The 15,892-nt window shown below is 47.9% G+C and carries 12 protein-coding genes; 6 read left to right on the top strand and 6 right to left on the bottom strand.

The annotated features are described in order from the left end of the window. The first annotated feature begins 229 nt into the window (after positions 1-229). The 3 genes from ABIE27_RS06680 to ABIE27_RS06670 all read left to right on the top strand — a co-directional run bounded on the left by ABIE27_RS06680 (position 230) and on the right by ABIE27_RS06670 (position 2,341). Positions 230-487 carry a DUF2164 domain-containing protein gene (locus ABIE27_RS06680; RefSeq protein WP_090924184.1) on the top strand — a complete coding sequence of 86 codons (258 nt, stop codon included), beginning with the start codon at positions 230-232 and terminating at the stop codon, positions 485-487. A 34-nt stretch (positions 488-521) separates the two neighbouring features. Next, positions 522-1,070 carry a GNAT family N-acetyltransferase gene (locus tag ABIE27_RS06675; protein WP_123065257.1) on the top strand — a complete coding sequence of 183 codons (549 nt, stop codon included), beginning with the start codon at positions 522-524 and terminating at the stop codon, positions 1,068-1,070. 302 nt (positions 1,071-1,372) lie between these two features. Next, the gene (locus ABIE27_RS06670) at positions 1,373-2,341 is read left to right on the top strand and encodes a hypothetical protein (RefSeq protein WP_429350162.1); all 969 of its coding nucleotides are present in this window, start codon (positions 1,373-1,375) and stop codon (positions 2,339-2,341) included. Positions 2,342-2,604: 263 nt separating this feature from the next. Here ABIE27_RS06670 and ABIE27_RS06665 read toward each other — a convergent pair whose 3' ends face one another. Beyond that, positions 2,605-3,393, bottom strand: coding sequence for an SDR family oxidoreductase (locus tag ABIE27_RS06665; RefSeq protein WP_429350161.1), 789 nt, complete (start codon positions 3,391-3,393; stop codon positions 2,605-2,607). Between the two features lie 52 nt (positions 3,394-3,445). Then, entirely contained in the window at positions 3,446-3,943 is a 498-nt protein-coding gene (locus ABIE27_RS06660; RefSeq protein WP_123065254.1) for a GNAT family N-acetyltransferase, read from the bottom strand. A gap of 273 nt (positions 3,944-4,216) precedes the next feature. On the opposite strand from ABIE27_RS06660, the gene ABIE27_RS06655 reads away from it, so the two are divergent. Then, positions 4,217-5,287: a methyltransferase domain-containing protein gene (locus ABIE27_RS06655; protein WP_429350160.1), complete on the top strand. Its 1,071-nt coding sequence runs from the start codon at positions 4,217-4,219 to the stop codon at positions 5,285-5,287. Positions 5,288-5,404: 117 nt separating this feature from the next. Here the strand turns inward: ABIE27_RS06655 and ABIE27_RS06650 are convergent, their stop codons facing one another. Both ABIE27_RS06650 and ABIE27_RS06645 read right to left on the bottom strand, forming a co-directional pair. Further along, positions 5,405-8,803 (bottom strand): GH36-type glycosyl hydrolase domain-containing protein, encoded by a 3,399-nt coding sequence (locus ABIE27_RS06650; protein WP_429350159.1) that lies wholly within the window; start codon positions 8,801-8,803, stop codon positions 5,405-5,407. 179 nt (positions 8,804-8,982) lie between these two features. Continuing rightward, positions 8,983-9,972, bottom strand: coding sequence for a LacI family DNA-binding transcriptional regulator (locus ABIE27_RS06645; protein WP_123065251.1), 990 nt, complete (start codon positions 9,970-9,972; stop codon positions 8,983-8,985). Between the two features lie 584 nt (positions 9,973-10,556). On the opposite strand from ABIE27_RS06645, the gene ABIE27_RS06640 reads away from it, so the two are divergent. Then, entirely contained in the window at positions 10,557-12,209 is a 1,653-nt protein-coding gene (locus ABIE27_RS06640; RefSeq protein WP_123065250.1) for an AraC family transcriptional regulator, read from the top strand. Positions 12,210-12,312: 103 nt separating this feature from the next. Beyond that, complete coding sequence (locus tag ABIE27_RS06635; RefSeq protein ID WP_123065249.1) at positions 12,313-13,308, top strand: ABC transporter substrate-binding protein; 996 nt, start codon at positions 12,313-12,315, stop codon at positions 13,306-13,308. Between the two features lie 137 nt (positions 13,309-13,445). On the opposite strand, the gene ABIE27_RS06630 is transcribed toward ABIE27_RS06635, so the two are convergent. Then, positions 13,446-14,363, bottom strand: a complete 918-nt coding sequence (locus tag ABIE27_RS06630) for a class I SAM-dependent methyltransferase (RefSeq protein ID WP_123065248.1) — start codon at positions 14,361-14,363, stop codon at positions 13,446-13,448. 215 nt (positions 14,364-14,578) lie between these two features. Beyond that, positions 14,579-15,805, bottom strand: coding sequence for an MFS transporter (locus ABIE27_RS06625; RefSeq protein ID WP_429350158.1), 1,227 nt, complete (start codon positions 15,803-15,805; stop codon positions 14,579-14,581). Between the last annotated feature and the right edge of the window lie 87 nt (positions 15,806-15,892).

The raw sequence follows: 15,892 nt of genomic DNA, 5'->3' as shown, positions 1-15,892 counted from the left end.
TCCTTAATGACGAAACCATTTCCTGAAAACATCTTCTTTCATGGAAAGTTTCGTACGCGTTTCATTTAAATATACCTTTAACGGGGAAGGAGTTCAATAAATAACAGCATCAAAATCGGGATCAAACGCATACGTCACCCGATTCAAGTTAGGTCCAATACCATTTTGACGAGTTCGCACGAATCATGTAGCATATGAGTAAAACTAATTTTAAGGGAGGGTTTCCCAAGTGAACGCGCTAAAACTGACCAAAGAACAGCAGGATGAAGCCATCCGCACGATCCAGTCGTATTTTGAAGAGGAACGCGGCGAAGAGTTGGGTGATCTGGCGGCATGGGGCGTCCTCGATCTGTTTATGACACAGCTTGCTCCCTACATATATAATCAGGCACTCAGTGACGCACGCACAACGGTAAACCAGCGCATGGCCTCCATGGAAGAGGATCTGTTTGCCCTGGAGCGCAAATTGCCCCGTCCTCCCCGCTAATCTACCTATTATATAAAGAAAGAAGGTTGCAATCATGTTTACCTATTCATTGGATGAATATACAGAGCTTCGCCCGCTTCTGATGGAGCACACCAAACCGCTGTTTGAACTGACCGATCGTTCCCGTGATCAACTTAGACATTGGCTGCCTTGGGTAGATCAGGTGACCGAGATTGAACATACATCGAGCTTTATCACAGGCGCGTTAAAACAAGCTGCGGAGAACGGCGGTTTCACAGCCGGCATCTGGTTAAAAGGAGAACTGGCAGGTATTATCGGTTTCCAAGAGATTAACTGGACGAGCCGTTCCGTAAGCATCGGATACTGGCTTGGCAAAGGGTTCGAAGGACAAGGCCTGATGACCAGCGCCTGCCGTGTCTTGGTCGATTACGCCCTCGTGACACTGGACCTGAACCGGGTCGAGATTCGCTGTGCTACCAACAACAAGCGTAGCCGTGCCATTCCCGAACGCCTGGGCTTCGTTCTTGAAGGTGTTATCCGTCAGGCAGAAAAACTGCCGAAAGGATACGTCAATCATGCGGTATACGGCATGTTACAGCATGAATGGGAACTTTTGCGATAAAATAGCCTTACATAATGGACATCATCGAACTTGTATAACATTTTCATAAATAAAGTACATCCTAATCAACCGAAGTATATCAAAGTACACTCAATCACACTGAAACACATTATATATCGCCTTCATCCGCTTGCCCCACGTCTGTGACACGCACACTTACCACAGATGAGGGGTTATTGTGGATAAAGCACCATTTTTTACTTCCCCTTAAGGTTGAACTCATCTCTGTTTCATGCTTGGTGCCTAAGATAGCGTTGTGGATTAACACCACAAACTCTATACAGGAAGAAGGATGATCACGGATGAAGATAACCACATCATCAAAAGCAGTTAAAGTAACCAGCGCTTTAGCTTTAACACTTGCACTTGGCGGGGGCTTGGTGGCAACGACTGCGGTTCATGCAGACCCTGCGGCGAAAGCATCCGATGCACTCCAAAACAAAAACACTGCTCCAATAGGTTCCCATATATTAAAACCGCCTGGTGAAGCCGAAAGAGGACTTGGGCCTTGGTTCGGCCCCCATGCTGAGAAAGTACTCTCTGTGCTGGGTATAACTAAAGATGAGTTAAAAGAAGCCCTTCAAGCAGACCAGTCCCTTGCGGAAATTGCTGTTGCGAAAAATGTTGAGACACAGACGCTTATTGATACACTTGTTGCCACGGAGAAAAAGGAACTGCAGCAGCAACTTACCGACTCCAAGATTACTCAAACTCAGTATGATGAGCGTTTAGCCGCCCTAACGGAACGTGTGAGTGAACTGGTAAATGTAAAACCATCCGCATTACGCGCGAAAAAACCAGAACACCCTGCGCCTGGAATGGGTTTGCCTGGACGGGGGTTTGGCCCTGAAGTTGATCACAACCTAGACAAGCTTGCGTCTTTACTTGGAGTAACCACCAATGATTTAACTTCATCACTCAAAAAAGGGGATACCCTCGCAGAGATTGCCTCTACTCAGAAGGTAAACGTGCAAACCCTTATTCAGCAGCTCGCAACCGATAGAACAGCCGATCTGCAGCAAGAGTTGAAGGATGGTAAAATTACACAGACTCAGTATGATGAGCGGGTCGCCGACCTGACCGGACGCATCACAGACCTTGTTAATGGCACACGACCAACCGATCGACCCGAGCATCACCATGGAGCTCGTGTGAAAGACGAGTCCGGCGCTCCAATTAAACCTTTGAAGAAGAACGACAAACCAGACAAAGCGGGTATGACAGATAAGTCAGGAACGAGCACTTCTGATCTTATTAAAGATCCTGCGTAACCAACCCTCTGATCTTAGTAAAAACCCTGTGTAACCCAACTATTCGACCAGATATTGCTTAATGAAACGTTATAAATACATCTTGTGCCACTAGCCTGATTTTCAGGCAAAACCAAGAACGATAAACAGTTCACAAGCAGAGCATAAGACGGATACCCCTTATCTCCGCATCCTACAGAATTCTTTCCACGCCAAGCCTCTCCTTCCCACGCTGTCTGTAGCGGTGAAGGAGGGGCTTTAATGATTATCAGGTACATCGTCTTTTAGAGCGCGCGCACCATACCACCATCCACAATTAATGACGTTCCGGTAATGTAGGTGTTTGCACCGGATAACAGAAATACAACAGCTTTGGCGAATTCCTCCGGCTTACCATAACGTCCCAGTGGTATCTCCTTGCGGAATTGCTCAGCGATCTCGTCCTCACTGACCCCGTTCTGTTCTGCCCGCGCCGTATCCAGCTCACGAATCCGATCTGTTGCGATACGTCCAGGGGATACAGTATTAATCAGAATACCGTAAGGTGCAAGCTCCTGAGAGAGCGTTTTGGCAAGACCAAACACACCCGTACGGAACGTATTGGATAGAATCAGACCCGGAATAGGCTGTTTCACCGATGTGGAGGCAATGTTGACGATATGTCCTCCGTTTGCCTTCATATACGGAAGCACGCCCCGAATCAGCCTCACATAACTAAGCATGTTCAGTTCAAAAGCTCGCTCCCAGTCCTCGTCTGTCAGCGACTCAAACGTACCGGAAGGTGGACCGCCAGAATTGTTAACCAGAATGTCGATCTGCCCAAATTGCTCAGCTGTCTTCTGAATCAGTGCTGCAATGTCCTCCTTGCGTGTTACATCCGTTGCGACATATTCGACACGCCCACCGCCGCCAAGGGCAAGCAATTCTTTTTGGACGGCAGCGAGCTTGTCCTCGCTCCGACTGGCCAGCATCACATCTGCACCTTCCAGTGCCAACTGTGCCGCAACTGCTTTGCCTAGGCCTCGACTGGAGGCCAGCACGAGTGCTTTTTTACCGCGAAGTCCCATATCCATTGTTTATTCCTCCCTATGCCGAGTTTGTTCCCCTACACATCCGTCTAACCGTTTATGCATTAATAAAATAAGCCATTAAAATGTCGTCCACATCCCTGCCACCGATTCTGAACTCGGAAACAAGCCTGCCCTCGGTTACAAACCCACATTGTTCGTAGAAAGCAACTGCTCCCGGATTGCTCGATAATACACGCAATCTGAGCTTACGAATGCCTTGCTCCAGTGCATGCTGCTTCATCGCTTTCATTAGAGCTGTTGCTACACCAGAGCGGCGAAAGTCCGGGTGAACAGCAATATGGATTTCATAGACATGCCGATTCACTGGCATCCCTGTAGGGGGATGAAATCCGACGTATCCGCATACCTGATCCTCTTGCACTGCAATCAACTGACTGCCTGGTGGACAATATTGCAAATACTGCTGTCTGGACCGCCATTGCATCGGCGCAGGCGAGGTGGACGCATTCCAGACCAGCATATCCAGCTCCATCAGCTGGTTAGCGTCTTTCATCTCAGAAGCACGAATGTGATACGTATGACTGGTAAGCATGCCGATTCAACCTTTCGTATATCTTCATTCACAAATCTTTTTCTTTCACCTTCATTTAAATATCCTTTTCCCTGGCCTCATTACGCCATCTTTTCGTGCGCCTTTATTCTGTTATCTATTGTAGCATAGCCACCGGGTGGACTAAAATTCCGCTTCGGTTTGATGACCGTGTACTTCGAAAAATCACTTCACCTTGCCGTAACGTCATGGTTTATACTTGTTCCATTGTATCTGTGTAAATAAAGGTTCCACATCGTAAGGAGGTGCACCGGATTGAATATCAAAGAAGCCGCTTCCCGGCTGGGAATTTCCGCAAGAGCCATTCGTTTTTATGAGGAAAAAGGGTTAATTCAACCTGCCAAGCAGGTCAGCAACGGATACCGCACCTATACGGAGAATGATATATGGCGTTTGCAGACGATTGCAGCGCTGCGCGAGATTGGCATGTCTCTGCAGGATATCACCCATGCACTCGCCGAGATCGATCAAGGCAATCAGCAGGGACTGGAGGAATATCTGGAGTTACAGCAAGCGGTGATGTATGCCCAGTGGGTGGAATTAAAACGTATGATGGATACGACCCAGCGAATGATCGATCTGAACCGCCAGGACGGAACACTTGACGTCAGCCATCTTCACGATCTCGCGGATAGCGCACGCCGTCTGCGTGAAGCAAGACAAAATTGGCACGACCGCTGGAATTATGATAAACAAGCTGCTATCCATGATCAGCGGGTTCAGATAGAGTCGCCACAACCAGACAAACCTTTCAACCTGTACCACAATTATGATGAAGCCTTAGCACACACCGTGCAGTGGATCTCTCCTGTACCTGGAGAACACGGACTGGATATTGGCACTGGGACAGGCAATCTGGCTGGCAGAATGCTGCATCAGGGTGCTGTCATGACCGGGATTGATCAATCACGGGAAATGCTGCGAACATGCCGCCTCAAGTATCCTCAGATACAGGTGAAGCTTGGTAATTTTCTAGCCTTGCCTTTTGCGGATCAGTCCTTTGACTTCGTTGTATCCAGCTTTGCCTTTCATCATCTAGGCCCGGATCAGCAGCAGCTCGCTTTGGAAGAAATCCAGCGTGTGCTCAAAGCCAGCGGCACGAGCAGAATCTGTCTCACCGACCTGATGTTTACGGATTCCACCCATCGTGACGCTTATAAGAGACTCGCCGCCGCGTCTGGAGATACAGAACAGCAACGAGCACTGCGCGAGCGCCATTTCCCAATGCTGGACGAATTATGCTACCGGCTGACCCACCTGGGCTACGAGACCAAGCAAGTCCGTCATAATGAATTACTACATACAGTACTTGCGGTTCCGCTGTAATAGCAGGTATCTAACAACTACCTCCGGCGCAACACGCAGTATATAGGAAAGAGCCAACTCTCCGAGAGGAGGTTGGCTCTTATTGCTGGTCTTGCTGGAGTACAGCAGATGGCTATTTTACATATAAATATCAACCACAGTACGCTCAGCCGCGCCGCTTGCTTCTTTGAACGCATCCAGTGAGATACATACCCCGCCTTGACGATAACGGTTTGCTGTACGCTCACCTTGAATGTCCTTGTCATTCACCGTTACACGGCTGACAGATCCCTCATTCAGGTGATAGATAAACGTCACCGGCTCGCCTGCATATTCAAATTCGAATTGCATGCCGTTCAGTTCAGCTGGCAGTACCGGGTCAATGACCAGATTACCGCCTTCCTGACGAATACCGAGTGCATTCGAGATCAGCTGGTTCATGTAGATTCCAGGGCCGCTGGAGTAGATTCTCCATCCGCCTTTTACCTCTACCGTCCCTTTGCGAAGCTGGTCAAAATGTTCCTGTGCCTCGTAACGGGTATTGAACTTACCGTCCGAACTACTGAAGTACGCGTTCGCTTGGCGAATCTCCGCGTTAGGCACAACCTCGCGGATTCCCACCGGGTTGATCATCGCCAGTCCGTTCCACACTTGATCCGTTTTACCCAGCTTCGCCATCGCTTCCACATAACGGATGTGGGCATGCACGTATTGCAAACCGATCTCACGTCCGAAGTTGGACGCTTGCTCTGCACGTTTGAAGTGTGTGCTCACGCCGCCAGCATATTGCGCCGGACGGTTCATCAGACGTACGCCATCCGGGCAGAGGAACTGCTCACGAATGAGTGCATAGTGTGCCTCAGCCTGTTCTGCGTTCAGCAGTTCACCGATCATGCTGCGCGTCATTGGCAGCAGGCGGTATTGAATGCCCGTCTCCGTGTCTGTCGGATGCAGCATCAGCTTCGCCTGATCCGCCTCTTCCATGTACACAAAGCCTGGAATCACATCCGTGCCCAGCATGTAACGGTTGAAGTCCTCGCGGATACCCTGTGCCAGTTCGGCAAGCTCCTGCGCAAAAGCTTCGTCTTTCGACTTCAATGCCTGTGACAGCACATTCACGGACTGATATGTCAGAGCTACCGTCCAGCTGCTCACCATGTATTGCTTGAGCTGTGCATTGGCTGGCTGGAGGGTATCATCCCAGTCTCCATCTCCGTAGGAGGACAGGAACGTATCGTGCAGGAAGTGTGCACGGATATATTCGATCTCTTTTTTGGCGTGCTCCAGTACCGTTGCTGTCTCTTCTGTGAATCCGAAGCTATGTTTAACGGTATAAGGTACTTTTTCGTCCAAGATCGCATAATCACGCGTAGCAGTCAGGTAATCTGCCAGCACTTTCAGCGGCCATACGATGATATCGCCATGGCTTTCTTCCTGTTGGATCGCGAAGTATTTGTCAAACATAAACCATTGCGGCCAGTTGCCATCATCTTCGTATTGGTGAGTGTACACCATTTTAATGATATCGCGAACCTGCTCATATTTTTGAGTGGCCATGAAGTACTCTACCGGACCTTGGCACACATCACGCGTACCCCATGCTGCGCCGCCATACTGCTCCAGACCGTGAGGTACAGAGTAGTGAACCAGCATATTGTGGGTGTACCACCAAGCAAGCGCGTTGACTTTGAACAAATCCTCCGCATCCTGGCTCTCGCCGCGGGACAAACGGAAACCATTCATGACACCTGCAAAGAACGCACGGTATGCCTGTACTTCTTCTTCAAAAGAAAGAGTAGAAGTTGCTGTGTCAGCTCCCGAAGAAGCCTGGCCTTCCAGCACGCCCTGAACCTTCAGTGTCCATTCCGCAGTCTCTTCTAAACTTAACGTTACGAGTGAAGCAGCACCACTGCGAACACCGCTGGCGAGCAGTGTTTCGTCCCCGGCTTGTACAGAGGCACCTTCAACCGTCATGCGGTACTCCAGCTCAGGATACGTTCCTGCACTCAGAGACTTCGAATCAGCTTTGAAAATCAATGTGCTGCCATCCTGCGTCATGTGCAGTGGATATTCGTACTCATTCACATTCATCGTAATCTGGTTCGTCACCAGGTAACGATAAGCTTTTCCACTTGTAGAGCGCACATTCATGCGTACTTCTGTAGAATGCGTCGTTGTGTAATTCGTCACGATGAGTGTATCGGACTCCATTTTATAAATCCAGCGAGCATAGTTAAACCCAATCTCGAACAGGGACGGCATCGTCAGCAGACGATATTGTCCATCGATCTCTACATAGACGCGTTGTCCAGCCGTTTTCGGTACGTTCAGAGCATTGCGGGCATTACTGATCATTTTGTTAAAATTGGTGTTGCCGATCACAAGCTGCGAGTTAAACATTCCGTACATATACGAGGTGGATGTAATAACCTGTGCTCCAAGTTCTACATTACCACCGCTCATCAGAATATGTCCGTGTGGACGCTCCACCAGCAGTTCTTTGGCTTTCAATACGATATGCTCGTAAGATTCGGTAAAGAAGGATAACAGTTGATCCCCGCTGTGTTCTTCCTGATGACGGTCAGGATACAGCTGGTTAATCTCTTCCTGCGTCAGATCGAGTGCAGCCAGTGGTTCTCCTAAAGATGAAGAGAGTTTTACCTGTTCAAGCACATCACCCTGCTCGGCAGTCATAGCCTCAACTTCGTTCCATGCTGCTTCCACTTCATCTCCATATTCCAGCGCAGCAATGCCCGATGCATGGTTAGGCTTCGCTAGTCCATAGAAAACAACCTGTGCCTCACCGTTCAGTTCCAACAGTTCGGATTGCAATGCAGTATATGCGAACTCATACTGGTAAGTCTCGTTTGCCAGTGATGGGCGACTCAGACTTTCAGGTTGATTGGTTTCTTTGTAAGACAGTCCGAAGAACTGGAATCCATCAGTAGAGTAACCCACTGTTTTCGTCAGGGAGCCTTGCTGCATGTAAGGGAAAACACCGCCCTGCGGCTGATTTTGACGAGAGCATACCACATACCCTTTTGTCTCATCTTCAAATACCGTATGGTCAATGTATTGTGACAGATAAGCTTCGTTACTGCGCACTGCGCCCGGATCAGCAAGTCCCACATCTTGTCCATAGACCACATCGACACGCTGCTGTTGTCCTGTAATCTTCACATCCCAGAACCAGATTCCTTGCGGTGCAAGCGTAAATACAACTTTATACTGGATCGCCTGTGCTGCATGGTCCGGTTGAACACTGCCTGTCCAGATCAGCTGACGGTCTGCATGTGACTTGCTCGTGGATACCTGACTGCCCGAATGCACACCTAGCAGCGGGAACGATTGAATCTTCCCATTCTCCCCATGTACACGCAGATACAGATTATTCAAAGATCCATCGATCGGGTTGCCAAGCAGCTGGTTCAGCATCGTTGTGCCGGAAGTGGCCTGAAGCAAGTCTCCACTGTTCAAAAAAGTAAATGTGACTTCGCCAGCTGCCAGACGAATCGTTTCATTCATGGTTGTTTCCATCTCTCAATCACTCCTTAAATTAGTTTACTGCCTTCAGTCGAAACGTTTCGATATTTTTGAAAAAGAATAGGGCTCCCTTTGAACCGGTCGTTCCCGACCCGTTCCAACGATACCCCTCCTGTTGTAACTCATCACATTCGCATGCAGATCATTCTTCTCGTCATTATGTAGTCCTGATCTTAAGAAGAACCCACGGAACCGCGCTCCACCAGATCAATGGTTAACGTATAGGATGGATTAACGCTCTCTCCATTCAACATCTGGAACAGAAGATGTCCAGCCAGTGATCCTGCCTCATGCTTCGGCTGACGAATCGTTGTCAGTGGCGGATGAACATATTCGGACAACTGGATGTCATCAAAGCCGATGATCGAAATGTCTCCCGGCACCGAGATGCCACTCTCTTCAAATGCCTTCAACCCGCCAATGGCCATCTCATCGTTTCCGTAAAATACGGCAGATGGAAGCTCTCCCTGCACAATCATCATCTTGGTTGCACTAAAGCCGCCCTCACGAACGAAATTACCGTTCAAACGCCACTTCGACTTCTCTTCAAGTCCAGCCTCCCGCATCGCTCGCAGGAATCCTTGGTAACGCAATGCATTATCATAGGAGTTGGATGGACCGCTGATATATGCAATGTTCCTATGACCACCTCTTATCAAGCGACGGGTTGCAAGGTATCCCCCCTGCTCACCATCCACCAGCACATTGACCAGATGATCACCGGACAGCTGACGATCCATGACAATAATCGGGAAGCGTGATCCAGCAGATTCAACCAAAATGTCATCATGGATGTTGTGAGCCAGTATAATGGCCCCGTCCACCCTCTTCTCACGCAAAAAACGAACCGCTGTTGAATCCCGACCACCCATGGAGCTGCAGGCAATAAGATCATACCCGTTCGCGAGTGCTACATCCTGCACACTGCGAATCAGCTCGGAGTAATACGGTCCCGACAGGTCTGTCAAAATCAGCGCAATGGTATTGGTCCGACTCCGTTTCAAATCCATGGCAAAGCCGTTTTTTCGGTAATTCAGTTCTCTTGCTGCCTCAAGCACCTTCGCTTTGGTCTTCGCACTAACCTTGCTGTCCCCGTTCAGTGCATAGGAAGCAGTTGAGAGCGCTACACCCGCCAGCTTTGCCACATCCTTGATCGTTGCCATTCCTCTTTCGCCCCTTCTTGCTTAACTCTTCCATTACTATTTTATCTCATCAGACAGCAGGTATGGAATAAAAAACCAACACCATGCAGTCCCGTTCACTGCTCCAGTCGTGGTTATCATTCATAATAATGCATATGGCGTATCGCTCATGGCACTTCTACCCATGCTTCCTAAAGTGCACTTCTGCATTTTACCTTATTACGCACAATCGAAACGTTTCGAGGCGTTTCCAAAAAAATAATCCCGAGTTGTTTTCCCTTTCTCCCTGCTTGTGTAAAAACGAAACGATGGCAATAATTCGCTCCTTCTTTTGATGGGAACTTTGCATCACTCGCTGCACAAAATCCAGTAAATCTGCCGTAAACGCTAGATTGAAACGTTTCGACATTATCATTATATTCTCTGTTGATAGCGATTTCAACCATTTTATCTAATTTCGCAGAAATAAGTACAATTTTCGATCACTTGTCCACGAAGTCTTGTTTATCATATATACTGCATAATAGTTCAAATTCATCAATTGCACAAGAAGTATGATACCATGTTACAGCTCTTCCAAATCATAATAAGGAGAAAGTTACGTCATGAAAAACAACCAGCCAGCCGATCCAGTCAACGAGCATTCCTGGCTCGCTTCCTTACCCTACATACAACCTATTCCTGACGCTCTATTCAAGCTTATACATCTTGTTCAGCTTCACGACCGTGAAGCATTGGCCCATATTGAGGAATCCTGGAGCACGCTCCATGTATTGTATGTCATAACCTCTGGTCAGGCCAGACTCATTGGAGCAGATGGCAAACTGACATTAACTACCGGCTCCGCATTTGTTCGCCGCGCAGGCCGCCTGCTGCAACATGACCACTATCGTGGTACGCTCTCACCAGTACAGGGTATCGCCATCGCTTTCGATTTTACCGATCAAGAACAGCGTTTCTGGCCGTTTGGCTCCCCATCTCCAATATCCAGCCGCTTGCTTGTTGAAAAAGCAGCAGAACTGGCCCAAGTATGCATGTCAGGACAAAATTTAAGTCCGTTCAGACCACATATTCTTTTTTATGAACTTCTGGATATGCTGCAGGATCAAGCTACTGTTTTTCCGCAACCAGATCACTCTTGGCTGGATGGTGCACTCCGCTATATTCATGAGATGTATGCGCACCCTCTCACTCGTGAGCAACTGGCCAAGGCATCGAATGTGAGCCCCGAACATTTTTCGCGGGAATTTAAGCGGTATACCGGATTTACCTTCATCGAATATGTATCCCGTTTACGGATCAGGATCGCTCAAGAATGTTTGCTGTTGGGAAGTCCCACATTACAGGAAGTGGCCCGGCTAACCGGATACAAAGATTCGTTCTATCTGAGCCGCAAGTTCAAACAGATCGTTGGTGCAGCACCTAGTCATTACCGGCACTTTCCGAAGAAAATTGTCTCTTTGACCTACAACTATACGGCCTCATTGCTGGCACTGGGCTGTATTCCTCACTTATGCGCCGTGGCGAGCTGGATGGAACACGACCTTGATGAGCATGTACAACACCAAATAAGGCAGTATGCGGAGCATGAACTGTTAGCTCATCCGCAGTTGATCGCTAAGGTCAACCCCGACATAATTATCGGCTATGCACCTCATCCAGCACTGAATGAATTGCGAATGATTGCGCCAACCATTCTGATGCCTTTTGAAGAACTGGACTGGAAACAGCAGTTTATAGAGATCGGTCGAATTACAGGTCTGGAGCCCAAAGCTCAAGCTATTATTCACCGTTATCACCAGTTGGAGCATGAAGCCAATCAGACCTTGGACAATCTGATGGGTGAAACCCGAGGTTCGGCGGTATGCTTATTCCTGAATGGTGAACAAGGTGCATATATCTTTGGTCATGGGTGGGGCAGAGCTTCTCATATTCTTTATGAGTCTCTTGGATTTCAACCACCGGCACGTATGCTCAAAGATGGACAATTGCCATCCGGATACATCCATGTGCCTTTGTCCGATATTCATTTGTATGCCGCAGATCACATATTTGTAGCCTATCCTGAGGAAGTTGCAGAACAACAAGCCGTCCACTCACAGATGAATTCAGCATCATGGAGCAGCCTTGCGGCCATTCGTAACGGTTGTGTATACGAAATTGATGCAGATATGTTCTACGGTTTTGACCCTCTGTCCATGATGAAGCAATTAAAACACATGATGCATCATTTCATATCACACCTGTCCATGCCTTAGTGATCATCGTTGTCCATGTACAAATCAAACATCTTCCTCTATGTTATTAATGAGAATAATAATCATTATTATTTATAAATTATACATAGGGAGGAATCATTACATGTATGCTGTTAAAAACAGATTAGCCGCCTTGCTGCTTATGCTTACCATGCTTATGATCCTGGCCGCTTGCGGTAGCGGAGCGGGAACAGACGCCACACCTGGAACTTCCGAAGCCAGCACAGATCCGTCGTCCGGTTCGGTTCCTTCGGATGCTAAACGAATCTACAAGTCCTTAAGCGGGGATGTTGAAATTCCGGCTGAGCCCAAAAGAATTGTTACAGACATGTACGTAAGTGATCTGCTTGCACTGGGTGTGAAACCGGTTGGCTCTATTCAATATTATCTGGAGAATCCGTACTATTTGGATCAGGTGAAGGGCATCGAAAGTATTGGTGATCGGAATGCTGTATCACTGGAAAAGGTTGCCGCCTTGAATCCGGATCTGATTATCACCTACTCTGACCAGGCTCAGGAAATTGAGAATTATCAGAAAATCGCACCTACCGTAGTTATTCCTTACGGTACCTTCACAAATGTACAAGATGAAATCCGTGGCTTCGGAGAACTTATGAACAAATCCGAAGAAGCCGAAGCTTGGCTGAAAACGTACACCGAACGGGTAAAGGCCGCTAGTGCCAAGGTGAAGGCTGTCATCCGTCCAGAGGAAACCTTCTCGATCCTTGAAGTATCGGACAAGAGTTATTATGGATATGGAGACAACTTTGGTCGAGGAGGACAAGCGGTTTACCGTGCTTTAGAACTTGCCCCGCTTGAACGTACCAGAAAAGAACTGATGGGCGATACTCAATGGAAAGAGATTTCACGGGAGGTTGTTGGGGATTATGCAGGCGATCATATTTTCCTGACCGTTGGTGAGAAAAATAAAAATTATCAGGGTGATTCCGTCTGGAAGTCCCTTCCCGCAGTAAAAAATAATCAGGTGTATGAATTGCAGGAGGATAGGTATTGGTACTTTGACCCGATTGCAATCCAGGGTCAGGCTGAAGAATTGGCAGATATGATCATAGAGCGTGCTGCCCAGAATCGCAAATAACGCAATCATGAATGCCAAGCGCCTGGAGAGACCAGCTAGCCTCTCCAGGCGTTTGTTTTTAGTATGAAGGGGAACGCAACATATATTACATCTGTTTGCTCATATAAGTTTTTGCACCTTTAATGTATAGTTGTATTTCACTTTTTTACCGCATGAATAAAATGAATCGTCTCGAAGGCAGACAAATCATCTGTTCGTTGACTGAAATACCGTTCCTGTACTTCTACAGGGGATAGATGCTCATAGATGAGAAGCCCTGCTTTTTCCAACAGATGTTCCATCTCCTTATACGTGAAGCAGGACAGCATCGGTTCGCCCCCCATCGCAGCCATTTTGACCATATTCGCGACACGGTTATACCTGCCCTTCTCCTGAAAGAGATGTTCATCTGCATAATCAAACACGATGGAACTTCCAGCCGGAAGAGGTGCAAAAGCGTGATGAATTAAACGGCAGAGGTCTTCTTTGGACAAATAATATGAAACGCCAAGCAGTGTAAACATGGTTTTCACATTTCTGAATAGACTGCTCCAAGAAGCTCTATGAATCATTTCACGGGTAAAGTCCATGGGTACAAAATGAAGATTGTGCGGAATAACCAGCTCTGCCTGCCTCAAACGCTCTTTCTTTAACTTCTGTTCAGACGGGAGATCTACCTCGAATATGTCCAACTCATCCTCCATTTCCGGGTGTCTAAACGCAAATGTGTCCATACCTGCACCAAGAACAATCATCTGCTTCACACCCAGTGCAGCTTCCTGCAGCATCACCTGTTCACTATAGGCAGAGCGCGCCAGGGTGATCGGTGACAGCTGGACTTGGGTTATCCATTTTAACATCTGATTTGGGTCGCCACTGAACTGATGATCCGCATTCGGGTTAAAGAAATGAATGCCTCTTGTCATGTTTTCCCCAATAGCTGTGAACTCCTCTGAAGTAATTAACTTTCGAGCTACAAAATCATGAAAGACGATTGGTTCATCATGCTCCATATGGTAGGCTCGGGCAAACGCTGAAATCAGAGACGTCATACTGGACTGCTTTTTCTGGCTCATCACATGTTCCTCCCGTATCAACAAAAATAAGGTCCCCCTGGCCAGGAGAACCTTAGTATATACGGAAATTTTATATATGTAAATTATAGCATATATACTTTTTTTTGTCAATCTCATTTTGAGATGAGATCATCAGAATCTATATTTTTTCAATAGGCTCCATTCATTATGATTACTAGTCAAGTCCATTTCGTCCATCCGCTTAGGTTACATCCCTATGCATCCATTCCGTACTCCCGCATCTCCCGGTTACGGTTCAGCGCTGCATGCAGTACAAATCCAATCAGAGCCATTACAGCTGTTGCCGTCGCCAGCCAAGCTACAGGAATCAATCCTTGTTTATCGTACATGACGCCCATAGCATATGGCCCAATCACACGTCCAACCGCTCCGATTCCTCCCGAGACACCAATGTAAAAAGGGGCTGCCCTCCCCGCATGCTCCGATATAAACGCCGGTGTTGCGGGTGAGATTAACATCTCTCCGAAAGTAGCCAGCACCATCGCAAGTACCATGCCCGTATAATTGTACGTGGTGATCATAACGATGTAGGCGAGGCCGTAAAATACGGCACTTGCCGTCATCTGGGCGCTGGAGGTACGAGCCATCGTACGTTTTACCCAACTGGTGAATGGCTGCCCCACAAAGATCAGCACACCGTTAAGTGTCCAGAGCAGACCGTACATTCTTTTCTCCAACCCTTCCGAAATAATATAAGGCGAAACGCCTGTATTCCAGATGGAGTTACCAAACAAAAGGAACAACACACCAAGACTCATAAACAGATACAGCCGAGTATTTCCCAGCAGTGTCCAGATGCCTGGACCGTCTGGTACGGTTTTGCGTTTCGTCAGCTGTACTTCTCCCTGCTCCGGCTCCACCCGGGACAGATAAAACCAGAAGAACACCGCAAATCCTGCTGAGGTCACCCCGTTTAACACAAAGCTCAGAAGATACGAAAAGTCAGCGAGAAATCCGCTAAGCGCCGTTCCAATCGCCACACCGATGTTGTTCGCCACATAAATAATGTTAAACAGTTCTCCGCGCCGCTCGGCAAACCGGAAGCCGATAAACGCTTGAATTGCAGGCAGGGATAATGAACTGAATAACCCAATCCAGCCCATTGCACAGATAAAAACAACCCAGTACGCGCTAATCCAAGGCAAAGCAAACAATCCTGCCGCGTTTAGTGCCAGCGAACCAATGATTAGTTTTTTCACACCTACGCGATGGTATAATGAGCCACCAAGCAGCTGTCCAAAAATACCGCCCAGCGATTGAATCAAAATGACAAAACCCGCGTTTGCCATCGTGCGTCCAAGCTCGTCGAATACATACATGGTCGTCAGCGGCCACATGAGAGCACTGCCCGTCGCACTCACCATACTTGCCAGCAAAAACACTTTCACTTCTTTTGGATAGTTATCCAGCCATCTCAACATTTTCGTCCAAAACTCCTTACATCCTCTAGCCTGACATCCCCAACCAATGTCCGCACAAAAGGCTCCCGCACACGTGGCATGACTCGC

This window comes from Paenibacillus sp. 4624, from assembly GCF_050435065.1.
Lineage (GTDB): Bacteria > Bacillota > Bacilli > Paenibacillales > Paenibacillaceae > Paenibacillus > Paenibacillus amylolyticus_D.
Note: the sequence above shows the minus strand (reverse complement) of the source record. Positions and strands in the feature narration are given on the sequence as shown.